This window comes from Mesosutterella porci, assembly GCF_022134585.1.
Classification (GTDB): Bacteria; Pseudomonadota; Gammaproteobacteria; order Burkholderiales; family Burkholderiaceae_F; genus Mesosutterella; species Mesosutterella porci.
Genome location: NZ_JAKNCT010000001.1, coordinates 317,415 through 340,265, shown reverse-complemented (window position 1 = coordinate 340,265; position 22,851 = coordinate 317,415). Strand labels below are relative to the sequence as shown.

At 64.2% G+C, this 22,851-nt stretch carries 20 protein-coding genes; 14 read left to right on the top strand and 6 right to left on the bottom strand.

Annotation, left to right across the window (positions count from 1 at the left end; all coding sequences use genetic code 11):
• Positions 1–88: 88 nt before the first annotated feature.
• Positions 89–1,891: a hypothetical protein gene (locus MAF45_RS01525; protein WP_237977788.1), complete on the bottom strand. Its 1,803-nt coding sequence runs from the start codon at positions 1,889–1,891 to the stop codon at positions 89–91.
• A 314-nt stretch (positions 1,892–2,205) separates the two neighbouring features.
• Here MAF45_RS01525 and dcuC point away from each other — a divergent pair, with 314 nt between their 5' ends.
• From dcuC to MAF45_RS01510, 3 genes are read left to right on the top strand one after another with little or no spacing between them, the layout of a single operon-like run.
• Positions 2,206–3,597 carry a C4-dicarboxylate transporter DcuC gene (gene dcuC / locus MAF45_RS01520; RefSeq protein WP_237977787.1) on the top strand — a complete coding sequence of 464 codons (1,392 nt, stop codon included), beginning with the start codon at positions 2,206–2,208 and terminating at the stop codon, positions 3,595–3,597.
• A 21-nt stretch (positions 3,598–3,618) separates the two neighbouring features.
• Entirely contained in the window at positions 3,619–5,451 is a 1,833-nt protein-coding gene (locus MAF45_RS01515; protein WP_237977786.1) for a M3 family metallopeptidase, read from the top strand.
• A 50-nt stretch (positions 5,452–5,501) separates the two neighbouring features.
• Entirely contained in the window at positions 5,502–6,626 is a 1,125-nt protein-coding gene (locus MAF45_RS01510; protein ID WP_237977785.1) for a porin, read from the top strand.
• 111 nt (positions 6,627–6,737) lie between these two features.
• Here MAF45_RS01510 and MAF45_RS01505 read toward each other — a convergent pair whose 3' ends face one another.
• Positions 6,738–7,649, bottom strand: a complete 912-nt coding sequence (locus MAF45_RS01505; RefSeq protein ID WP_283206950.1) for a LysR family transcriptional regulator — start codon at positions 7,647–7,649, stop codon at positions 6,738–6,740.
• 187 nt (positions 7,650–7,836) lie between these two features.
• On the opposite strand from MAF45_RS01505, the gene MAF45_RS01500 reads away from it, so the two are divergent.
• On the top strand, positions 7,837–9,240 hold the full coding sequence (locus MAF45_RS01500) for an FAD-dependent oxidoreductase (protein ID WP_237977783.1): 1,404 nt from the start codon (positions 7,837–7,839) through the stop codon (positions 9,238–9,240).
• A 451-nt stretch (positions 9,241–9,691) separates the two neighbouring features.
• Here the strand turns inward: MAF45_RS01500 and MAF45_RS01495 are convergent, their stop codons facing one another.
• A complete protein-coding gene (locus MAF45_RS01495) occupies positions 9,692–11,086 on the bottom strand; it encodes an ISNCY family transposase (protein ID WP_237977782.1) in 1,395 nt (464 codons plus the stop codon).
• Positions 11,087–11,422: 336 nt separating this feature from the next.
• Between MAF45_RS01495 and MAF45_RS01490 the strand changes: the two genes are divergently transcribed.
• From MAF45_RS01490 to MAF45_RS01475, 4 genes are all read left to right on the top strand, one after another.
• The gene (locus tag MAF45_RS01490; RefSeq protein ID WP_237977781.1) at positions 11,423–11,725 is read left to right on the top strand and encodes a hypothetical protein; all 303 of its coding nucleotides are present in this window, start codon (positions 11,423–11,425) and stop codon (positions 11,723–11,725) included.
• A 71-nt stretch (positions 11,726–11,796) separates the two neighbouring features.
• Positions 11,797–13,908, top strand: coding sequence for a heavy metal translocating P-type ATPase (locus tag MAF45_RS01485; RefSeq protein ID WP_237977780.1), 2,112 nt, complete (start codon positions 11,797–11,799; stop codon positions 13,906–13,908).
• Positions 13,905–14,381 (top strand): hypothetical protein, encoded by a 477-nt coding sequence (locus MAF45_RS01480; RefSeq protein ID WP_237977779.1) that lies wholly within the window; start codon positions 13,905–13,907, stop codon positions 14,379–14,381. The genes MAF45_RS01485 and MAF45_RS01480 overlap by 4 nt, the downstream gene beginning before the upstream one ends.
• A gap of 23 nt (positions 14,382–14,404) precedes the next feature.
• Positions 14,405–14,728: a hypothetical protein gene (locus MAF45_RS01475; RefSeq protein ID WP_237977778.1), complete on the top strand. Its 324-nt coding sequence runs from the start codon at positions 14,405–14,407 to the stop codon at positions 14,726–14,728.
• A gap of 15 nt (positions 14,729–14,743) precedes the next feature.
• On the opposite strand, the gene MAF45_RS01470 is transcribed toward MAF45_RS01475, so the two are convergent.
• The gene (locus MAF45_RS01470) at positions 14,744–15,334 is read right to left on the bottom strand and encodes a nitroreductase family protein (protein ID WP_237977777.1); all 591 of its coding nucleotides are present in this window, start codon (positions 15,332–15,334) and stop codon (positions 14,744–14,746) included.
• 463 nt (positions 15,335–15,797) lie between these two features.
• Here MAF45_RS01470 and brnQ (MAF45_RS01465) point away from each other — a divergent pair, with 463 nt between their 5' ends.
• Together brnQ (MAF45_RS01465) and brnQ (MAF45_RS01460) are read left to right on the top strand one after the other, a co-directional pair.
• Positions 15,798–17,126, top strand: coding sequence for a branched-chain amino acid transport system II carrier protein (brnQ, locus tag MAF45_RS01465; RefSeq protein ID WP_237977776.1), 1,329 nt, complete (start codon positions 15,798–15,800; stop codon positions 17,124–17,126).
• A gap of 253 nt (positions 17,127–17,379) precedes the next feature.
• Positions 17,380–18,708: a branched-chain amino acid transport system II carrier protein gene (brnQ, locus tag MAF45_RS01460; protein ID WP_237977775.1), complete on the top strand. Its 1,329-nt coding sequence runs from the start codon at positions 17,380–17,382 to the stop codon at positions 18,706–18,708.
• A gap of 24 nt (positions 18,709–18,732) precedes the next feature.
• Here the strand turns inward: brnQ (MAF45_RS01460) and MAF45_RS01455 are convergent, their stop codons facing one another.
• Positions 18,733–19,509 (bottom strand): thermonuclease family protein, encoded by a 777-nt coding sequence (locus MAF45_RS01455; RefSeq protein ID WP_237977774.1) that lies wholly within the window; start codon positions 19,507–19,509, stop codon positions 18,733–18,735.
• A 169-nt stretch (positions 19,510–19,678) separates the two neighbouring features.
• On the opposite strand from MAF45_RS01455, the gene MAF45_RS01450 reads away from it, so the two are divergent.
• Both MAF45_RS01450 and MAF45_RS01445 read left to right on the top strand, forming a co-directional pair.
• Positions 19,679–20,056, top strand: a complete 378-nt coding sequence (locus tag MAF45_RS01450; protein WP_237977773.1) for an FAD-binding protein — start codon at positions 19,679–19,681, stop codon at positions 20,054–20,056.
• Positions 20,057–20,267: 211 nt separating this feature from the next.
• Entirely contained in the window at positions 20,268–21,812 is a 1,545-nt protein-coding gene (locus MAF45_RS01445) for an alanine/glycine:cation symporter family protein (RefSeq protein ID WP_237977772.1), read from the top strand.
• 114 nt (positions 21,813–21,926) lie between these two features.
• Here MAF45_RS01445 and MAF45_RS01440 read toward each other — a convergent pair whose 3' ends face one another.
• A complete protein-coding gene (locus tag MAF45_RS01440; protein ID WP_237977810.1) occupies positions 21,927–22,169 on the bottom strand; it encodes an energy transducer TonB in 243 nt (80 codons plus the stop codon).
• A 153-nt stretch (positions 22,170–22,322) separates the two neighbouring features.
• Between MAF45_RS01440 and MAF45_RS01435 the strand changes: the two genes are divergently transcribed.
• Both MAF45_RS01435 and MAF45_RS01430 read left to right on the top strand, forming a co-directional pair.
• On the top strand, positions 22,323–22,640 hold the full coding sequence (locus MAF45_RS01435) for an ATP-binding cassette domain-containing protein (protein WP_237977809.1): 318 nt from the start codon (positions 22,323–22,325) through the stop codon (positions 22,638–22,640).
• Complete coding sequence (locus tag MAF45_RS01430; protein ID WP_237977771.1) at positions 22,637–22,819, top strand: hypothetical protein; 183 nt, start codon at positions 22,637–22,639, stop codon at positions 22,817–22,819. The genes MAF45_RS01435 and MAF45_RS01430 overlap by 4 nt, the downstream gene beginning before the upstream one ends.
• The last annotated feature ends 32 nt before the right edge of the window (positions 22,820–22,851 follow it).

The following is a 22,851-nucleotide window of genomic DNA, read 5'->3' as shown; positions in this document are numbered from 1 at the left end:
AAGCTTCGGCCAGGGACTGGAGGCCGCAGGGGGAGGCAGGGCTCTGCGGGGCGGAGCCTTTGGGAGGCCCGGCCCCTTTTTCTCCTCCCTAGAGCCTGCCCTGGAAGTGCGCGAGAAGCTGCGGGGAGGCTTCAAGTCTTCGCAGCGGCGCGATTGCCATCCCGATCGCCTCCTCCCAGAAGGCGGGGCGGCGGATGTCCTCGCCCAGGACCTTCGCGCAGGCTTCCTCCCAGGTGCCGCGGGAGAGGGCGAGGAAGAAGCGCTCGATCAGGTGATCCCCGCCCCTGCCCGACTCGAAGTGCGCGAGCAGCTGCCGCGCGGCGAGGAACCCGAAGCTGTACTGGAAGTCGTAGAAGGGGCGCATCTGGTAGAAGTGGTGCTTGTAGGCCCAGATGTACTCGTCGAGGCTCTCGGTGGTGTCCCCGAAGTACTCGCCCCAGACCTCCGAGGTGAGGCGGTTGAAGTCCCGGGCGGCGAGTCTTCGGCGCGACTGCTCGGCCTGGATTCGGACCGCGAGCTCGTGACGGAAGGGGATCGTGATGAGCTCGTTGGTGATCGTCATCATCGAAAACCAGAGCGCGGCGCGCTCCGAGGCTCCGCCCTCGAACCTTCGGTAGAAGTACTGCTCAAGGGCGGTGACGGCAAGCATCCCCGCGGTTTCGACCACGGTGAGCGGCACGTGCCTCAAGGGCGCCGGGGCCTGCAGAAGCAGCCGGTGCAGGCCCGCCACTCCGAGAAGGTGCGAGAGCCAGAAGGCCGAGGGCATCCCCGGCGAAACGTCTGCGAAGACCGCCACCGCCTGCAGCGATGGGAGGTTGTCGCACCAGCCCCCGCCCGTGCGGTTCGAAAAGCGCCGTGCCTCGATCCAGTGCCCTCGCAGCTCGTCGGCCACGAACTGGTCGAAAAAAGGGATCGCGGGGGTGAGCGCCCGGCGGATCGTGAGCAGCAGCCCCTGCATCGTCATGATGCTTTCGGGACCGCGCGAGAAGTCCTCGCCCGCGTAGCCCGCGGGAGGCGGCGCGAAAAGGAGGCTGGCGTGGAGCCTGCCGCGCCCGAAGACCGGGGCGCGGGCCGAGACCGCGAGCCGCAGCTCCGGCAGCGACTTCCGGATCGCGGAAAAAAGCGCCGCGTAGGTCCCGGGGTCGATCCTCTCGGAGCTGAAGGTGTAGCCGAAGCTCGTGAGGCGGGCCCTCGACTGCGCCTCCTCTCGGCAGCCCTCCACCGCGTTCTGCAGGTCTGCGAAGAGCTCGCCCCGCTCGGCGATCCAGGCGTTCATCGAGCAGAAGACCGCCCGGCGCAGCCTCGGGTCGTCCGAGTTCTTGAGAATCGAGATCGCCTGCGAAAAGCTGAAGCGCCGCGGAGCCTCGCCCGGGGCCTCGGGGTCGAGCGTGAGCAGCATCCGGCTGCGAAGCTGCCGGTATAGGAGCGAGAGCGGCTCGTAGACCCGCTCGCGCAGCGACTCCTTCTCCCCGTAAAAGGGATCGGGCAGGGCAAAGGGGCTCATCTGGGCAGAGAGCGCCGGCTCCGCGAGCTCGGGCGTGTCCGGGGGCAGGGCGAGGAGCTTTCCGCGGAGCCGGAGCGCCGCGCGCTCGACCCGGCCCGAGAGCCGCAGCACCTCACGCCGCTCGGCCGAGGCGAGGACGTCGGAGGAGGAGATGCTGAGCGCGCCGCGCGTGGCGGTGAGCAGCGTCCAGGCAAGGCTTCGCGCCTCGTCCGTCACCCGCGCCAGCTCGGTGAGCGTCGGTCCTCCGCCCGGGGCCGCCTCGAGCGCCTCGGCCATCGTGAGCAGCGCCGCGAGCCGCTCCTTGCCCGCGCGGAACTGCCTCCCAGCAACGTCGAAAATCCCGTCCTTGTCCCAGCCGGGAAGCGCCTCCGCGCCGCCTCTTTCCATGCTTGAGCTCCCTTGCAGAGGGTTTCCACCCGCTCTGCGGCCATCCGTATGACCGGGAAATTGTCGCACCGCGGCCCGACCGAGGGAGAGAAGGCAAAGCGTTATAGGTGTTAATACTAAGTATCATGGAGATAACCCTTATTCTCTTGCGCTATGTTTCTTCTCCTTACGCACCACGAGCGGGAAAACGGGATCGCTCTAGGGAAAAGATCTAAGGGTTAAATCCTATCGGCAGGCCAATAACCCCCCGGGTTCTTCCGCAGGGGGAGGCCGTTTCCTAGGATTGATGATGTCTTCTTCCAAAAGGGGAAATCATGCTGGGCATTTTGATCGGCTGCGCCACGCTCATTGTCGTGGGCTGGGCCATTTTGAAGGGCAAGTACGCCCCGCTCGTGCTCTTTGCAAGCGGCGCTTTCATGCTGCTTTGCGCCGCGGTGTTCGACATCGGGACGTTCCTGCCTAAAAAGGGGGCCGCGCCAACCGGCAGCGACCTTCTGGACGTGGTGGAGTTCATCCGGTACATGTTCTCCAACCGGCTCTCGAGCCTGGGACTGCTCATCATGACGATGGTGGGCTTCGCCTCCTACATGACGCACATCGGCGCGAACGATGCGTTCGTGCGGATCGCGATCCGCCCGCTCTCGCTCTTCAAGAACCCGTACATCGTGCTTATAGTGGGATTCTTGCTGGGCAAGGCCGTCTCCATGGTGATCACCTCCGCGGTGGGACTCGGAGTGCTGTGCATGGCGCTCATGGGACCGGCGCTCGTCGCGATCGGGCTCAACAAAAAGGCGATCGGCGCGATCTTCGTCACCTCGGGCGCGGTCTCGCTCGTGCTGATCGGGGGATCGACCGCCGCGGCCTCCAAGGCCTGTTCGATACCGATCCTCGACTACGTCTTCTTCTACAAGATCCCGGCAGGGCTGCCCGTGATCGCGATCATGGCGGTCACGCACTTCTTCTGGCAGCGCTACCTTGACCGAAAGGAAGGCTGGAACTGCGCCGAGCATCGGGGCGATACGCTCGTCTTCGACGAGGAGGTGAAAAAGCCCTCGGGCAACGCCCCGAAGTTCTACGCGGTGCTGCCGTTCCTGCCGATGATTCTCGTTGTGGTCTTCTCGCCCTATGTGGTGAGCAGCATCAAGCTCGACATCATCACGCTCATGTTCCTCTGCGTGATCGTGAGCATGGTGATCGAGACCTTCCGCTGGAAGTTCAACTTTGAGAAGATCGGCGCGGGCTGCAAGGTGTTCCTCCAGGCGATGGGCCGTTCGATGTCGGGTGTGGTCTCGCTCGTGATCGCGGCGGGCGTCTTTGCCCAGGGCTTCAAGTCGCTCGGGATGCTCGACGCGATCGTGGGGCTTGCGAACACCGCGGGCTTCGGCGCGCTCGGGATGTCGGTCCTCTTCGTGCTCATCACGACCGCGGTTGCGATCATCGCGGGCAGCAACGGCGCTTCCTTCTACCCGATCGTCGAGATGGTGCCCAAGATCGCGAAGGACATGGGCGTGAACCCGGTAGCCCTCGTGCTGCCGATGCACCAGGCCTCGACCATCGCCAGGCCTCTCTCCCCGGTCGCGGGCGTGGTGGTCGCGATTTCCGCGATGCTCAAGATGAATCCCCTTGAGCTCGTGAAGCGCGCCTCGGTGCCCTGCATCGTGGCGCTGGTGGCGCACCAGATCATCGTCTTCCTGTTTACGCTTTAAGCCGGGAGGGAGAAACGAATCATGGCTGAGGCTGTTGAAGAAAACGCGCTGCAGGCTCCCGAGTGGCAGATGGAGGACGCCTACGGCGACATAGGATCGGAGCGCTGGAAGGCGTCCGCCCGGCGGGTCAGGGAGCTCACGGACGAGCTTTCCGCCGCGGGCCGCCCCGCGGGCGGGGCGCTCCTTTCCGCTCTCGCCCTCTACGAGGAGGCGCGCATGCGGCTCTCTTCCCTTAAGGCCTTCGTGAAGTGCCTTGGGGCGAAGGATTCGACCGACGCGCGGATCGATCCGGAAAACGCCGCGCTCGCCCAGGCCGAGGCGGCGCTTGCCGGGGCCTCCGCTCCGCTTTTCGCCTCGATCGAGGCCCTCGCGCCGGAGGATCCCCTCTGGGAGCGCGAGCCCCTCGCGCACTGGCGCTTTGAGATTTCCCGCCGCGCGGGGAACTGGAAGCACCGGCTCTCCGCGCCGGTGCGGGCCGAGGAGGAGCGGCGCGAGGCCTCGGAGTTCAAGCCCCTCGGGGGCTGTTTCAAGCGGTTGCAGAAGGAAGTGGCGATCGAAGCACGCCGCTCGGACGGCACCCCGGTCATGGTCCGCGCGGCCCGCATGATCGCGATCCTCAAGGGGGACCCCGATCCGGTGCTGCGCGAGACCACGGGCCGGGGGATCGAGCGGCACTACGAAGCAAGGGGCGAGGCCTATGCGAAGCTCCTTAACGCCCTGCACGGCTTCAGGCTCGAATTCTTCGGCCAGGCGGGCGTCAGCCCGCTTGAGGTCTCCCTGCACCAGAACCGGCTCTCCCGCGAAGGGTTTGAGGCGATGTTCGAGGCGATCCGCGGACGCCTGCCCGAGATTCGCAGCTGCGTCACGCTCCGGGCCCCGTGGCTCGGGCGGCAGACGCTGCCCTTCTGGGATCTCATGGCCCCCGCCCCGCAGGGACGCACCCGGGCCCTGCCGCCCCCGATTCCCTACCCGGAGGGCTTTGAGACGGTCTGCGAGGCGCTCCGCGGCGTGAGCCCGGAGATCGAGGCGTTCTTCCGCATGATGAGAGAAAAGCGCTGGGTGGACGCGAAGCCCTCGGACCGCAAGATCGGGGGAGCCTTCTACTCGCGCTTCGAGGAGTTTCGGATGCCGCGGGTCTTCTCGACCTATCAGGGCAGCCTCGCCTCCGTGATCCAGCAGTCCCACGAGATGGGGCACGCCTTCCACTACTGGGTGATGCGGGACCTGCCCGCGGTGCAGACAGAGTTCCCCATGACGCTCACCGAGATGGCAAGCACCTTCGACGAGGCAGTGGTGCGCGACTTCCTCTTCCGCCGCTCCGATTTCGACGGACGCTTTGCGATGCTCTGGCAGGACTTGAAGAGCTGGGCGAACTTTATGATGAACGTGCCCGCGCGCTGCAGCTTCGAGCTCGCGTTCCTGCGCGAGCGCAAGGAGGGCGAGGTGAGCGCCGGGCGCTGCCGCGAGCTGATGGCCGGGGCCTGGAAGAGCTGGTACGGAGACTGCGCGCTGCCCGACGTGAGCCTCTGGGCCTACAAGCTGCATTACTACAAGACCGATCAGCTCATCTACAACTATCCCTACACCGTGGGGTTCCTCCTCTCGCAGATCCTGTTGCAGAAGTGGAAGAGCATGGGAGCGGACTTCTATCCCTTCTACGTCCGGATGCTCCGCGACACTGGCCGCATGACGGTCGACGCGCTTGTGCGCGCTCATTTCGGGGCCGACTGCTCGGATCCGGCCTTCTGGCAGATCGCGATGAAGGGGCTCGACGAGGCGCTCTCGGCATTCAGGCAGTACGCGCCGCCCGCAGGGACCCCGGCGGCGGAACCAGAGGGCAGGCGTGCCGGGTGACGGCATGGCTGCGCGTTTTTGACTCAAAACGAAGACAGGAAGGAGAGTAAATGAAACTGTCAAAACTCACTGCGGCGCTTGCCGCCGTCACGGCGGCCGCCCTGACGATCCCCCAGGCGGCTCAGGCCGTGGCGAAGGTCGAGATGTACGGCCGTGCGGACACGGGCCTCGTCTACACCCATGTGAAGGGCGGCAACGACACCCTGGAGATGAAAAACGGCCGCTCCACCCCGCGCTGGGGCTTCAACATCAGCGAGGACATCGGAAACGGCTGGAAGGTGAAGGGCTACCTCGAGGCGGGCTACTACATCGATACCGGCGCGAGCACGACGAACGGCAAGCTCTTCGACCGCCGCTCGATCCTCGCCGTGGACGGCCCCTACGGCGAGCTGGGCGCTGGACGCGCGGGCACCGTGCAGTCCACCGTGGCCCCCTACTCGATGGGCCTGCTGCGCTACGACCCGTTCGGGACGTCCTACGGCAACGCCTCGATCGGCTCGACCTTTGCGAACACCTCGCGCGTGAGCAACGGTCTGCACTACCGTTCACCCTCCTTAGGCGGCTTCAGGCTCGGGGCCTCCTACTCGCTGGGCGACGCCGACAATGACGCGGTCGAGTGGAACGACAAGAACCACACCTTCGCCCTGGCCGGCAACTACCAGTCGAAGGACCTCTATCTCTCGCTCACCTTCGCAAACGTCGATTCGCTGCACGCCGCGAACGGCCGCAAGCCCGATGCACGCATGTATCAGCTGGGCGGCTGGTGGGCGGCCACGCCATCGCTTAAGATTTTCGCCGGCGCGGGCTACCAGTCGAACTTCTCGACCGGCGGCAAACTCTCCGCCTCCAACCTCTCGGGCGTGAAGAGCTCGGTGGCGAACGGCGGCTTCAACGGCGAGAGCTTCCTCCTTGGCGCGACCTACACGATGGGCAAGAACAAGTTCATCGCCGATGCTCAGTACTTTACCGGCAAGCTCGCTCGCGACCATGACGTCGACTTCGACCGCACCGTGCTCGCGGCGGCCTGGGAGTACTGGTTCAGCAAGAAGGTGATCGGCTACGTCGCAGCCACTCAGTCCTTCACTTCGGGCGAGGCCGAAAAGCTCGCGAGGAAGAAGGGTGGCTATAGCCTAGAGGCTACGCAGGTCTTTATGGGGCTTGACTACCACTTCTAAGCCCTGAGCTCAGGGCTAAACGCGGGTGAAGCAAGGGGGCAGGGCAGCCCTCGCCTGCGCAGTGCTTTTGGTGCGCCCGCCCTAAGGGGAGGGCGCAATTCTTTCTGGGGATCAGGCCTGGAACTGAGCGAGAAAAACCTCTGCCGTTTGCGGCAGCTCCAGGTCATTTCGGAAAAGCGCGACATAGCGCCCCGAGGGCAGGGGCGGATCTACCTGTAGTCTGAACAGATCCGGCTCGTCCTCAATCCGCAGAGGCGGTTCGGGAATGAGCCCCGCTCCGATTCCAAAGCCCGCTCGGGTGTACTCCTTCGTGAAGGCCATGGTGTCCGTTTCAACGCTTACTCGTAGCCGCAGTCCGGCTTCAGCGAATTTCTTTTCCAAGCAGTCGCGCGTGTTGTTCCCGGGCCTGAGAATCACCACGGGCAGCTCGCTCAGCTCTTTGAGCGAAAGGACCCGACCCTCGAGAGCTCCGAAATTTTCGCGGCTCGCAAAAAAGCCGTAGCGGTAGTAACCGAGGCAGTGCTCGACAAGCTGCGGATCGAGGAGGGCGGGTGCGGGCGTGGCCAGAAATAGCAGGTCGATGCGGTTAGAACGAAGGAGTTCCAGCATCGGCTGCATCCGGTTTTCAATCGTGAGTCGCACCTCGACCTCCGGGCGCCTGCGGTGAAAGCGAGCAAGCTGCGGGGTAAGTATCGTCTGCAAGATGAGAAAGGGGCACCCGATTCGCAGCAGTCCTGTTTTCTGCGCTCTTAGCACCTTCAACTTTTCCTCGCCTCCCTCCAGTGCAGAGAAAATGGACTCAGCCGTCTCGAGCACCGCGCGGCCTTCCGCCGTGAGGGTGAGCCGCCTGTGTGCGCGCAGGAAAAGACGGCAGCCCGTGAAGGCCTCCAGATCAGCCACGGCGTGCGAGACCGCGCTTTGCGTGATGAATAAGTGCCGGGCGGCCTCCGTCATGCTGCCAACTTGCGCAGTTTTCCTGAACACTCGCAGCAACTCTAGGTTGACATCAGACAGAGGTTTCATTTTTGTCTATGAAAAACATTCATTAATTAATAAAAAAATATCAATTGTATTTATTGTTTGCGAAAGGCACAATACTCCCGTTTTGTCGTTACGAAATCGAGGAGAGAAGAAAATGCCTTTGACAAGACGCAGATTTGTTTCTGGACTCGGAGTTGCGGGCCTCGTCGGTGCCGTTCCGGCTTGGGCTATGGAAGATCCCTTTAGAGTTCCTGCTCGCTGGGATAAAACTGTTGACGTTCTCGTGATCGGCGCGGGCGGGGCGGGGCTCTCGGCCGCGATCACCGCGAAGGAGGCCGGCGTGAAGGACGTCGAGATCGTTGAGAAGATGGCCTTCCCGGGCGGCAACACGGTGCGCGCGGGCGGGGGCTTCAACGCGGCGATTAAGGCCGACTACGAGAAGGCGGGCATCAAGGACTCGCCCGAGCTGCACGCGAAGCAGACCCTCGCGGCGGGCGACTACCGCGGCAACCCGGCGATCGTGGAGAAGCTCACGCACCTCGCCCCGGAAAGCGTCCAGTGGCTCAAGGACCACGGCGTGAAGTTCCAGGATCACATCTACCAGATCTACGGCGGCATCTACCCGCGCGCGAGAAACCCGCTCGGCCCCCGCGGCTCGGCCTACATCCAGGCGCTCTACGCCGTGTGCGAAAAGGAGGGGATTCCCGTTCACCTCAGCACGAAGGTGGAGGACGTGATCCGCGAGAAGCCCTTCTCAGGCCGGGTGCTGGGCGTGAGGGTCTCGGGGCCCGAGGGCACGCGCACCATCCGGGCGCGGGCGGGCGTCGTGGTCTGCTCCGGGGGTTTCGCCGCGAACGCGAGGCTCTGCGGCATCCACGACCCGAGGCTTGAAAAGCTCGGGACCACGAACCAGCCGGGGGCGACCGGCGAAGTGCTCACCGACCTCATCAACCTTGGGGCTGAGACCACGTGCCTCGACTACATACAGTGCATCCCGGGCGGGCTGCCGGGCGGAAAGCCTTACCCCAACCTCTTCACGCACGTCGACCGCTTCGTCTTCACCAACATCGAAGGCCGCCGCTTCGTCCACGAGGACGCCCGCCGCGACGTGTTGCGCGACGCGATGCTCGCGCAGCCGAAGATGCTCGCCTGGACGATCGTCGACGCAGACGGGTTCGAGCTGCAGAAGAACTCGAAAGGGCCGGAGAACGAAGCCGCAAGGAAGGCTGGAACTCTGTATGTGGGCAACACGATCGAAGAGCTCGCCGCGAAGATCAAGGTCGATCCCAAGGTGCTGCGCGAGACGATCGATACCTACAACAAGGCGGTGGAAGACAAGAAGGATCCGTTCGGGCGCGCTCCGCGCATGCTCTCGCACAAGATCATCAAAGCCCCGTTCTACGCGGGCGAGGTGACGATGAAGCGCCACCACACCATGGGCGGCGTCGTGATCAATACGAACGCCGAGGTGATGGACCGCGAGGGACGCGTGATTCCGGGCCTGTGGGCCGCGGGCGAGGTGACGGGCGTCGTGCACGGCACGAACCGCGTGGGCGGCAACGCCATGGCCGACATCTTCACCTATGGGCGAGTCGCGGGCCAGAGCGCGGCCCAGGCCGCCAAAAGGCTCTGAGAGCCTGAAAAAGTAGGCTGCGGGCCCCGCCAACACTCTCTCCACGGCCGGGCTCGCGCGCCCCTTTCGGTTCTGCCGAAAGGGGCGTTTTTAATAGGTGCGTTTCTAACACAGAGGGACGCGCCCCTCGCTCAGGGGTTCATTTTTGTTATATCTATTCATTTTGTTAGAGCAAAGGGAAAATGTCACATGCCAGCACAATGGGACTATGACACCCCCTGGCAAAGCGATTATGACACTAAAAATTTCCTGCTAAAGCTAGAAATTGCGAGCCGTTGACGGCTTTGATCGTCTCGCGCAGGAGGTTGCTTTTCCTCCGAGGAAGCCAGCCTGCCCACGGCCCGCCGGGCGCTCACCTCAAATGGGCTGTAGCCCGTGCGGGCTGTGGGCAGTTTGGAAAAAAGATCTTCTGAGAGCCTGTAAGTGTTGAATTAGAAGGATTCCAATATTTTCAAGATCTGTTTTTCCGCTGCTTCATATTTTCTTCAAGTTCACGGGCCTTTTGGTCACGTTCCTTCCGCCACTGCCTCCGCTGCTTCGCTTCCGCAATTTCCCTGTTCATCTTAGTGACGAAGCCGTTGGGCCGATCGCCCTCCTTCTCAAGGATCCGGTCCAGGCATGCGTTCACCGTCTTTGATGACTCAAAGTATTCTGCGCGCTCGAGGGTTTTTCTTTTCCGTGCTTCAAAACAGAGCAGGTGCTCCTTGCCCTGTCCGTCTCTGTAGACCATTTCCGGCGCTCGGCCATCCTGGTACTCGACGACGCAGATTTTCTTGCCGACCAGTTCAAACTTCCGATCGCCCGCATTCTTGACCTGCAGAATTGATCCCCCGAAGGATACACTCAGGGATTTGCTCAGCACACGCTCATGCCACCAGGCGCAGATGCGCTCAATCTCGGGCATACTTTCTTCATCCACCGCACAGTTTGCACTCTGGGATTCTCTCGGGTCGATGCCGAATCGCTGATTGAAATCCCTGATCAGTTCGTCCATGCGCTGATTTGCGGTGCCCTGATCCTTGATGCCCAGAACCCTGAACTCATGAGGCCAGCGTTCCTGCAGCGTCTGGAACAGGAGTTCTATCCGCCCCTTGGCCTGCGGGCTTTGAGCAAATATCTGCTCGATCTGAAGCCTGTCGCAGACTCTTTGAAACTGCGTGCCTCCATCGTTTTTGGCACGTTCATGCGCCACAGCCCGGAAAATACCGTGCCGATCGCTGTAAAGCGCAAGGGGAATGCCGTAAGCCCTGATGTGTTGAGGCAGCACGGTCATGTAGCCGGTCGCGGTCTCGGTCGGAAAGAAGCCGGCGGCGGTGATCCTGCCGGTTGCGTCATCGATGAACGCAATCAACGCGCATTCTTCCTGGCTGGAGCCGAACCATCTGTGAGGGCTGCCGTCGATTTGAACCAGCTCGCCGAATCTCGACCGCCTCCGCCTCAGGAAATGACCGGCGCTCCTCAGACTCTGCTCTGAGGCCTGAGGGCTGAGCTCTCTCAGAATCTTTCGGACTGTTTCTTTGGATACTTTGATTCCCTCGTGTCTTCCAAGGTACTGCGCCAGCAGCGTCGGAGGGAAGTCCTGATATTTCGTAGCTGCCAGCTCTATGATTTTTAAACGGACATCGCCCGGAAGACGATTTTTTGGAGGCCGCCCTTTGTTGCCGTGCGGCGGCTCGGAAGCTTCACCACTTTTCCAAGCGGCCAGCCTGCGATAAAACTGCCGCACGCTCAGTTTCATCGCTTTGGCCGCCTCCGGAGGAGAAAGCAGACCGTAGACGACTTGCCCGAAGATCTCCTCTGCACTGATTTTGGATCCCGGGACTTTTTCAGGAAGCGAGTTTTTCATATTGACTCCAAAAAAACAGACTCTCTGAATTGATTGTGTGACAAAGTCGCTTTGCCGGGAACTGCCATACCGATTGCCGGTTTGTGACAGAATCGCGTTGCCAGCCTATGTCAAAGTCCCTTGGTTTGGTGTGACATAGTCGCGTTGCTCTAACAGTTATATCTATCCATTTGATTATTTTATTTTCTTATGTTAAATTATTCCTTGGATGCGCTCATCCGGCGCTCGAGGCGGGCCCAAACGGGGGTAGAATAAATAGAAGTATTTCTCATTACCATTCGTGAATGGCAGGTGAGAAGTCAGGTCTTTAAGCACGAAGGAAAAAGGTATACAAAAATGACGAATGAAACTGTGAAATGCGGTCTGTTCCTGCTTGGCGGAATCGTGATTGGAGCGCTCGGCGCCACGGCCGTCTCGCGCGGGAAGCTGAAGGGCCTGAAGCCCCTCGCCTCCGACGTTCTCTCCCACGGCTACGACATCCGCGACAAGGTCCTCGAGACGGTCGACGGAGCCCGCGAGGACGTGGCCGACGTCTTTGCCGAGGCCGAGGCGAAGTCCAAGGCCCGCCGCAGCGCCGCGTCTCCCGAAGTGGAGGAGGCCGCGCTGCTGAAGAAGGCTCCGGGAACCTCCGCGGCCTGAACCCCCGCTTTTTTTGTGTTTCAGCCCTCTGCGGCTCGCTTCTCCGTCTTCTTTTTTAGCTTCGGGGTTCCATGAATCTTACCGTTGCTCATCACATTCCCGGGCGCATCCGCTGGCGCTCGGCCTTTCGCTTCACCGACGCGTTCGCCGTGACGCTTGCCGACCGGCTGCAGTCGGTCGCAGGGGTCGAGGGCGTACGCGTGAGCCCGCGCTCGGGCTCGATTCTTGTCGTTTACAGCAGCGCCTCGGCGCTGGATGCGGCCGCCTCGCTTCTCGCTTCGATCCGCACGAGGCCTGTGGCTGCCAGCCGCCTTCCCACCGCCTCCCAGACCAGGGAGCAGCGCCGCCGCGCGGCCGCCTCGGACTACGACTGGTGGCCGCTTGAGCGCTACGTGTTCGTGCGGCCGCTGCTGCCCTTCCTCTGGAACGCGATCCACACGGTCGTCCACGCGGTGCCGTTTTTCATCCGCGGGGCCCTGAGCCTCGTGCGCGGGCGGCTCAACGTGGAGGTGCTCGACGCCTCGGCGGTGGGCATCTCGCTGCTGATGCGGGACTTCCGGACGGCCGGCCTTATCGTGCTCCTGCTGGGGCTGGGGGACATGCTCGAGCGGGTGACGAAGAAGAAGTCGCTCGACTCGCTCGCGGGCGAGCTCTCGGTGCGGGTCGACCGCGTCTGGGTGCGCGGGGCCGACGGCGGTCTCGTGCAGAAGCCCATCCAGGAGCTGGCTCCCGGCGAGGCGATCGTGGTGCGCGCGGGCACTGCCATTCCGGTCGACGCCGCCGTGGTCTCGGGCGAGGCCTTCGTGAACCAGGCCGCGCTCACCGGCGAGCCGCTCCCCGTCCGCAAGGCTGCGGGCGGCGCGGTGTTCGCGGGAACCGTGGTGGAGGAGGGCGAGATCGACATCCGTCCGACCGGCACCCAGGAGGACTCGAGGCTCAACCAGATCGCGCGCTTCGTGGACGAAAGCGAGCGGCGCAAGTCCGGGCTCGAGGCCCGGATGTCGCACCTCGCAGACGCGATCGTTCCCTTCAACTTCCTGCTGGCGGGCCTGGTCTTCTTCTTCACGCGGAGCCTGGCGAGGACGGCCTCGGTGCTGCTCGTCGACTACAGCTGCGCGTTGCGGCTCTCCACTCCCTTGTCGGTCCTTACGGCGATGAAGGAAGGCGTGCGCGCGAACATTCTCATCAAGGGCGGGCGGGCGCTTGAGGCGCTCGCCGAGGCCGACACCGTGGTCTTTGACAAGACCGGGACCCTCACCAACGCCGCACCGAAGCTCACCGACGTGGTGCCGCACGGGGGCTGGGACCGGGACGACCTGCTCAAGGTTGCGGCCTGTCTCGAGGAGCACTTCCCGCACCCGGTGTCGCGCAGCATCGTGCTCGCGGCCCGCGACAAGGGGCTCGACCACGCGATCGAGGAGCACGACGCCGAGGTGGTCTACGTGGCCGCCCACGGGATCCGTTCTCGCGTGAAGGGCAAGGAGGTGGTGCTCGGCTCCCGGCATTTCGTCGAGGAGGACGAGGGCGTCGACATCTCCGCGATGGATGCCGAGATCTCTCGGCTTGCCGCCCAGGGCAAGAGCATCCTATACATGGCCCAGGGAGGAGAGCTGATTGGGATCTTCGGAATCGAGGATCCGCCCAAGGAGAACGCCCGCGCGGTGATCGGGGAGCTCCGCTCGATGGGCATCCGGAGAATCGTGATGCTCACCGGCGACGATCCCCGGACCGCGACCAGCATCGCCGCGAGGCTCGGGGTCGACGAGTTCCGCGCCCAGATGCTCCCCGAGGGCAAGGCCCGCGCGGTCGAGGAGCTGCGCGCGGGAGGCCGCCGCGTCATCATGGTGGGCGACGGCATCAACGACACCCCGGGGCTGTCTTCGGCCGATGTCGGGGTGTCGATGAGGGACAGCACCGACATCGCCCAGCAGGTGGCCGACGTTGTGCTCGCCAGCAACAACCTCGAGGACCTTCCCCGGGCGATCCGGCTCTCGCGGGCCACGCTCGGGCGCGTCCGCTTTAACTTCGCCGCGAGCGTGGGGCTCAACACCGGGTTCCTCGCCGGCGGCCTCATGAACATGATCCCGCCCGCCATGAACGCGGTGCTGCACAACGGCACCACGATGGCGGTCTGCCTGAACGCGATCCGCGGCGGCTACATCGACTCAGGAACCGAGCCATGAACGAGAACGATCCCCTTGCGCCCTATATCCGAAGCCTCGCTCCCGGGAGGCTGCGACTGCGGCACCCGGCGCTGCGCGGGGAAAAAGCCGCCTCGGGGCTCGAGACGTTCCTGCGCGGGATGGACGGCGTCATTGCAGCCGACGTCAATCGCCGCGTGGGCAGCCTCCTGCTTCTCTGGGACCCGGAAAAGCTCGACCTCGGGACGCTGCGCTCCCTCGCTCAGGCGGCTCTGCCCGCGCTGCCCTCTGAGCCCGTCCCGCGCCGGGCGTCCTCCGGCCTCAGCCCCTTTCACGCCTCGGCCTCGGTGAACCGGATGGTGAACCGCGGGATGGCGGTTTCCTACGCCGCGGTCCTCCTTTCGATCCTCCCGGGGATGAGAGGCAGGATGGTGGCTCTGCACGTCGGCTCCGGCGTTTTCTTCACGGCCCTTCTCCTCTGGCACATGATCCGGTATCGTAAGACGGTCTTCTAGGATCGTCCTGCGGAGGGGAAGCCATGGGTAAGTTCACGCGGTTCGCACTGGCGGCTGCGGCTGCCGTGCTGGGGGTCGCGCTCCTTATCGGCGCGGCCGCGGCGCTTTTGTTCGCGCTTGCCGCGACGCTGACCGCGCTTGCGCTCGCGAGCCTGGCCGCGCCCCGGCAGTGCCGCGCGGCGGCCCGCTCCCTCTCGCGCCTTGCCTCGGAGCTTCCCCGGGCTTTCCGGCGTTTTTTCAGGACGGCCGAGGCGCTGCTGCGCGACTTTGCAGATCCGCCGAAACCGGAAGAGGAAAAAGGAAAGGAGCCAGGCGGCTCCGGGCAGCCGGGAGCCGCCCGCCCCTGAGGAGTCCCCCTTCGCCTACTTCGCAGGGTGCCCCGCATGCAGCCTGAGAGAGGGCTTCCAGCCTTTCGGAAGGAATCCGAAGGCGTTCGGGTCCGCTTTTTCGGCTGCCTTCACGGGGCTCGCCCGTACCACGCAGGCGAGCTTCGCGCTCGCGCAGTAAAGCCCCGCGCTCCGGGCCGCGAGTCCCGCGTGGTAGGGGCCGTACTCCTGATGGTCGAGTATCGCAAAGATCAAGACGTCGGGCGCGTCGTTCATCGGGGCGGGGAGAGCTCTGTCGGCCACGCGCACCAGGCGCTCTGAGCGGGCTTCGTAGCGCCACACGCCGTCGCGCCTGTTCACGTAGACCTGGAGCTCCTGGTAGTTCATCGCGGTCGGGATGGTGCGCCTGCCGTCGGCGCGGTTCACGCCCCATGCCGCCCAGAGCAGGTTCGAGAGCTCCTGGGGCGAGAGGTCTCCGGGGGAGAAGCTGCGGGAGCTGTGCCGCTTGGAAAGAGCCTCCATGAGGGGCATCCCGCCGCTTTTCTGCGCGGCGGGAAGCTGGACCGATTCCGGGGACCCCGAGGCTCCTGCGGCTCCGGCGGCAAGCATCGCGCTGCAGGCGAGCAAAACGAGAGATTTTTCATGGCGTTGTCCTTCATTTCCAGGGCTTGCTGACCGATCCATTTTAGAGGGCAGGGGCGAAGAGGGCCCGGCCTCATGATTCGAACCTAAGCGGATGAAACTGAATCGCTTCCTCGGGCTGCGTCCCGCCCTCCGGCCGGGGCTTGGTCCCGCAGTTTCTCTCCCTCTTTCGGACAATCGCCCTTTGGCGGGATGAAAATTTCCCCCTTTTCAGAGCAAAAAAGTTCCCCTTCGCCCTAAAATGGTGCTGTTTCCCTTAAGCAGAAAGCTGCCGGCCTCCTGGTGCGGAGGCGGGAGAGTTTTTTGTTTTCACAGGTTTTGTGCATTTCTTGACAAAGAAGGCGTCGGAGCCCCTTTGCCCCCCTACCGGGAGGGAAAAGGCGCAGCACCGCCCGCGGCCATCCGCCCCGGGTTCAGGATCCGGCTTTTCACGGAGAGGAGAGTTCTAGTGCAGAAGAACAAGAATCGCACCCTTGCGATCGGCTTCATGCTTTTCGCGCTCTTTTTCGGCGCGGGCAACCTGATTTTCCCGGCCGCCATGGGTCAGAATGCCGGCACTGACGTCTGGTACGCGGTGGCGGGCTTTCTCATAACCGGCGTCGGCCTGCCGCTTTTCGGTGTCGCGGCGATCGCCTATTCGGGCTGCGAAGGGCTGCACGACGCGGCCTCGCGCGTGCATCCGCTCTACGGCCTTTTCTACACCGTTGTCGCCTACCTGTCGATCGGACCCTGCTTTGCCATCCCGAGAACCGGCACGGTGGCCTTTGAGATCGCGGTGCGCCCGTTCTTAGGCTCGCTCGACGGTCAGGCGGCGCTTCCAATCTTTCTCGCGGCGTTTTTCCTGATTTCCTGGTGGTTCGCGGCCTCGCCCTCGAAGCTCGTCGACCGAATCGGCAAGGTGCTCACCCCGGCGCTGCTTTTCGTGCTGCTCCTTCTCATCGCGAAGTCGATCATCACCCCGATGGGGGTGCCGGCCGCGCCCGCGGCGGCCTACTCCACGCCGCTGACGGCCGCGGTGCAGGGGCTGCTCGACGGCTACAACACGCTTGACGCCATCGCGGCCTTCGTGTTCGCCACGCTCGTGGTGGAGGCGGTCCGCGAAAGCGGCTGCACGCAGCGCGCCGAGCTCACCCGCGAGGTGTACAAGGCCGGAACGATCGCCGCCGTCTGCCTCGGGTTTGTTTACATCTTCATTGCGAAGCTCGGGGCCGAGAGCGTCCCGATGATCGGCCTGCAGGACACCGGCGCTCCCGTGCTTGCTGAAAGCGCGAAGATTCTCTTCGGACACATCGGCGCGGCCATCCTCGCAGTGATCGTGCTGCTCGCGTGCCTGTCGACCGCCATCGGGCTCATCACCTGCTGCGCGGGCTATGCCCTGAGGCTGTGCTCGAAGTTCTCCTACAAGGCCTGGACCGTGATCTTCACCGTCGTCTCCTACCTGATCGGACTCTTCGGCCTGAAGACCATCATCGTCTCCACGATTCCGGTGTTGATGTTCATCTACCCGCTCATCGTGGCCCTGGGCTGCCTGCTCTTCCTGAACAACCTCTTCGGCGGCCGGCAGTGCGTCTACGCCTGGACGATCGGAGCCACCTTCATCATGGCTACGATCAACCTGCTCGAGACCGCGAAGATCTCGCTGGGAGGTCTCGAGGCAATTCTCAGGGACTACGTGCCTCTGCACACGCTCGGGCTCGGCTGGATCCCGTTTGCCGTTGTGGGCTTCGTGATTGGGCTGGTCTGGAAGGCTTGCGTTCCGGAGAAAAAGGCGGCCTGAAAAGGGAGCTTTTCGGAAAGGAAAGCGGCTTCAGCAAATAACTAAGCTGTTTTCCTTATATAATCCCCGGCTTCTCTGCCCGACCGAAGGGCGGGGAAGCTTTTTCATTTCCGGACGGGCGCGCACAAAGATCGCGCCCCGGAGCCGCGTTCGTCAAAGGAGAGACCTTCAGGATCTCGGGCCGTCATACCCCTGCGGACGCCGCCCCGCCTCTTTCCCTTCGCACCGGCAGGCGGAGGCAAAAGGATTTTCCATGCAGCTCACGAGTGGCCGCATTCTTGCGATCGGCTTCATGCTATTCGCTCTTTTCTTTGGCGCAGGCAACCTGATTTTCCCCGCGGCGATGGGGCAAAGCGCCGGGCTTCATGTCTACAGCGCGGTGGCCGGCTTTTGCGTGACGGGCGCGGGGCTGCCGCTCATGGGGGTGGCGGCGATGGCCCGTTCGGGCTGCGAGACGCTGCAGGAGGCGGCCTCGCGCGTCCACCCCTGGTACGGGCTTTTCTTTACGGTGCTCGTCTACCTTGCGATCGGGCCCTGCTACGCACTGCCCCGCGCGGGAACCGTGTCCTTTGAAATCGCGATCCGCCCCTTTCTGAGCGGGATCGACTCCGCGTTCGCCCAGCCCGCGTTCCTGGCGGCGTTTTTTCTTGCCGCCTGGTGGTTCGCGGCCTCGCCTTCGAAACTCGTCGACCGGATCGGCAAGGTGCTCACCCCGGCGCTGCTGGCCGGCCTCGCGGTTCTGCTCCTGCAGTCCTATCTCACCCCGCTCGGCCTGCCCACTGCGCCCGAGCCGCTCTACGCCACTCCCCTGAAGGCTGCAGAGCAGGGGCTGCTTGACGGCTACAACACGCTCGACGCCGTCGTCGCCTTCATTTTCGCCTCCTTTGTTGTGAGCATCGTGAAGGAAAACGGCGCCTCGGGCAGGAAGGTGGTCGCCCGCGCGGTCTGCATGGCGGGGCTGATCGCGGTGTGCAGTCTCGCGCTTGTCTATGTCTTCATCGCGAAGCTCGGGGCCGAAAGCGTCACGGCGATCGGGATGCAGGACACGGGCGCGCCGGTGCTCGCCGAATGCGCAAAGCTGCTGCTCGGGCACACGGGAGCGGCGATTCTCTCGGTGATCATCCTGCTCGCCTGCCTGTCGACTGCGATCGGGCTCATCACCTGCTGCGCGGGTTATGCGATTACGCTGCTGCCGCAGGTCCCGTACCGGGCCTGGGCCGCGGTTTTCGCGCTCGCCTCCTGTCTGATCGGGCTCCTGGGCCTGCGGGCGATCATCGCCGCGGCGATCCCGGTCCTCATGTTCATCTATCCGCTGGTCGTCGCGCTCGGGGTGCTGCTGCTCCTGCACGATTTTTTCGGAGGGCGGCGCTGCGTCTACGCCTGGACGATCGGCTGCACCTCGCTCATGGCCTTTGTCTACCTGCTTCGGGCTGCCGGTGCGCCCCTGGGCGGACTCGAAGGGATCCTGAGTTCCACAGTGCCGCTTTATTCCAGCGGACTGGGGTGGCTGCCCTTCGCCGCGGCGGGCTTTGCGATCGGTCTGGCCTGGAAAGAAGCGGTTCCGGAGAAAATGGCCGCCTGACCACGTATTAAAGGGGCGGCAGCCTCAGAACTTCTCCTTCAGGCGCTGAAGAAATCCTTTTTCCGGCTGCGGCGCAGCCGCGCGCTCGCTGAAGTCGGAAAGCTTCGATTTTCCTCGGTTTCTGCGGAAATCCCAGGGAGGCGTCGGGTTCGGATCCTTCCACAGCCCGAGTCTGGCCTGACAGGCCTCGCGCTCAGCCTTCTGGTAGGGCATGCGGTCCTCGGGAAATACGCTGTTCGCATAGGCGCGGTAGAACCAGGCATTGCCGCTGCGCAGCTGCTCCAGATTGACATCCCGCCCGTCCGCGAGCACCTTGCCGACAATCCGGCCGTACTGGTCGGTTGTGCGGTAGCGGACCGTCACGGTGCGGCCCATGACCATCGAAACCAGATGAAGGTGAGACTCCTGGCCTCCCTGCTGGTCGTGTTCGGGGGCGTCGATGCCGAGGAAGCGCACGCGGAAGGTGCCGCCGGGAGCGGACAGGGTGATCGTGTCGCCGTCAGCCACGCGGACGACTTTGCCCGAGAGGCTCCGCGCTTCGGCGCCGCCGCTGGCCGGATCCGGGGCTGATGCCTGGGAGTGGAAGGAGGACAGGCCCAAGACGCGGCCGGCCGCCGAGACTCCGGTCTGCAGGGCGCCTGAGAGCCGCTCGACGCTCGTCCCTGAAAACTGGGTGCCCGCGGCAAAGCAGGCGGCAGCGATGACGGCGGCAGCAAGCGCCTTTCGAATTCTGCCGGCCAGAGGCCCCGAGGTCGGTCTGCGGCGGCTGGTTCTGCGGCGGTTGTTTTTGGAGGCGGGCAAGTCGGCGGTTTCCTTTTCGTCGTCTGGGACTCATGAATCCGGGAGAAGGTCCAAAAACCTTCGCCCGGGGCGGGCTGAGTCTAATTCTTCCTGCAGGAAACGGAAAGCCGGGCCTCAGAGATCATCCCGCGGTGAGCCGCCGAATTTCTGAAAGACCCGGGTTTCGAGAATGAAGCAGTCCCTGCGTTCCTCTCTGAGCAGCCGGGCGGCGAAAGCCGGGCTCGACCCGAAGGCCGTGCGCGAGACGATCGAGTGGATCAACCGCGGCGCTGCCTCCGGCAAAGAAGCCGAGTTCTGCCGCACAGGCCACTTCTTCAAGCCGCTCAAGGCCCCGTACTGCATCTCGGCCCGCGGCTGCCCGGTCCGCTGCAGGACCGAGGGCTGCCTCGAGGTGAACCCGATGTTTCAGGTGCTCCGCAGCACGACCCTGAAGCCGATCCCCGGGCTTTATGCCGTGGGCGCGGTCTCCTGCCGCCGTTTCCGGCTTTCAAACCCGGTTTCCCTCTCCCTTCCTTTCTACGCAGATTCTCCTAGCCCTGATGCGTGATGGGTGCCCGGGGGCATTTTCTTACAATAATTTACAAGCCCTCGCGCACCGGGCCGCCCTTTTTTGCAAAGGGCCTGGCCGCCCCTCCTTGGGGTTTGCCGCGAGCGCGCTTTCCGCCTTCGACTCCGGGGCGGAGCCGCCGGGCCACAAGAAAAGCAACATCCCCTGTCGGCGATAAGCCGGAAGATACTCTTTTTCCTGGGAGAATCCCGTGGATCAAGCCACTCAGATCGTGCAGGGCATCAACAGCCTGCTCTGGGGCATCTACTGCCTCATCCCGCTCCTTGTCGGAACGGGCATTTACTTCACCTTCAAGCTTCGGTTCGTTCAGGTGCGCCGTTTCGGCCGCGCCATCCGCCAGGTCTTCGGCTCCTTTAGCCTCTTTGGCAGCAAGGCGGGCAAGGAGGGCATGTCCTCCTTCCAGTCGCTTGCCACCGCGGTCGCCGCGCAGATCGGCACCGGCAACCTCGCCGGCGTCGCCACCGCGATCGCGATGGGCGGCCCGGGCGCCATCTTCTGGATGTGGCTCGCCGCCTTCTTCGGCATGGCCACCATCTTTTCCGAGGCGGTGCTCGCGCAGCTCTTCCGCACCCGCGACGCCTCGGGGCATGTGACCGGCGGCCCCGCCTACTACATCCGCTACGGCCTGGGCAGCAAGACGCTCGCCGCCTTTTTCTCGGTGGCGATCATCATCGCGCTCGGCTTCATCGGCAACATGGTGCAGGCGAACTCGATTGCCGACGCCTTCAAGACCGCCTTCAACATCCCGACCTGGGCGACCGGCATCGCGGTCTTCATGCTCGCGGGCTTCATCTTCATCGGCGGCATCCGCCGCATCGCCTCGGTCACCGAGAAGATGGTCCCCCTCATGGCGATCGTCTACATCATCGGCTCGATTACCGTGATCTTCGGCCACTGGGACATGATCGCGAAGGCCTTTGAGATGATTTTCGTCGGGGCCTTCAACCCGAGCGCCGCCACCGGCGGCGTGATCGGCGCGACCGTGAAGGAGGCGATCCGCTACGGCGTCGCCCGCGGGCTTTTCTCCAACGAGGCCGGCATGGGCTCCACTCCGCACGCGCACGCCGTGGCCCGGGTGAAGCACCCGGTGCAGCAAGGCTTCGCCGCGATCGTGGGACTTTTCATTGACACCTTCGTCGTGCTCAACATGACCGCGTTCGTGATCCTCTGCACGGGCTCGATCGACGGCACGACCACCGGCATCGCGCTCACCCAGAAGGCCTTCAGCACGGGGCTTGGCGAGATCGGCAACGGCTTTGTGGCGGTGTGCCTGCTCTTTTTCGCCTTCTCCACCATCGTGGGCTGGTACTTCTTTGCCGAGCAGAACGTGAAGTATCTCTTCGGCCAGAGGCTCGTGCCGGTCTACCGCGTGATAGTGCTCGCCTTCCTCATGCTGGGCTCGTTCCTGCAGGTGACGCTCGTCTGGGAGCTCGCCGACTTATTCAACGGCCTCATGGTGATCCCGAACCTCATCGCCCTGATCGGCCTCTCGAAACTTGTCGGCAAGGCGCTTGACGACTACGAGAACAACTACTCGATGGGCCGCACCCCGGCCTACGGGGAGCTCGCCGAGCATCCCGTGAGGTTCGTGCCCGAGCCCGAGCAGCGGCTGCACAGTCAGAAAAAGCGCCGCCGCTTCGCAGGACTGCGCCGCGGACCCCGCCCGGAGGAGGGCTCTGTGGAGGTCCGCCCCGGGGAGCCCGCTGATTCGGAGAAGGCTGAGCCGAAGGCGTAAGCAAGGAAAAGCCGCCCGTGAAAAGGCGGCCCGGAAAAAAGGCCGGCGCGCTTTTTCCCAGAAGAGAAAGCGCACCGGCTTCTTTTTACCTTTTTTCCAGCGGATTCTCCGCGCCTAGCGCTTCAGGCTGAAGCGCACCGGCACCCGGATTTTCACGGGCCTTCTGGGGGCGCCCCACTGCGAGGCGGCCTTCTCGACCGCGCTTTGCGCCGCCCGGTCGAGGATCGCGCGGCCCGAGCTCTCGTAGACCCGCAGCGACTGGATCCTGCCGTCGGCCGAGACTGAGAACTCCATAAGGGCGACGCCCTGCCAGCCGTTTTCCGCGGCTCTCGGGGGATAGCGAAGCGACGAGCGGATCGCGGCGAGGAACGGATCCTTCGATTCGCCGTAGACCAGGGTTTCCGGTCCGGACTGCGGGGCGGCCTGGGCGGCGGAGCCGCCGCTGCCGCCGGAACCGGCCCTGGCGCCTGATGCGCCGCCCCCGGCGACGCGCTTGAAGTCCGGAACCTGGTGCTCGAGACCCCGCAGGGCCGCGTGCTTTCGAGTCCGGTCTCGATGCGCGTCCCGCAGGGCGCCTGGTGGATGCTCTCCGGCCCGAGCGGCACGGGGAAGTCGACGCTGCTGAGGACTTTGTCCGGGCTCTGGCCCTCGTTCCGCGGGAGCTTTGCCCTGGGACCCGGGGAGGCGCTTTTCGTGCCGCAGAAGCCCTACCTGCCGCACGACACGCTGCGCGCCGTGCTGCTTTACCCAAAAAGCGGCGGCGCGGACGACGGGCGGCTCCGGGCGGCGAGCAGCAGCGCGTCGCCGCGGCCCGGATTCTCCTCATGAAGCCCCGGATCCTCTTTATCGACGAGATGACGAACCAGCTCGACGAAGCCTCGGCGCGGGAGATCCTCGGCCTCCTCAAAAAGAACCTTCCGGGCTGCAGCGTGATTGCGGTCACGCACCAGAAGGAGCTCTCGGACCTCTTCGAGGGGCGCATTCCCTGGCGGCCCGTCCCCGCCTGAGGGCCAAGGGGCCCTGGAGCGCGAATTTGTCC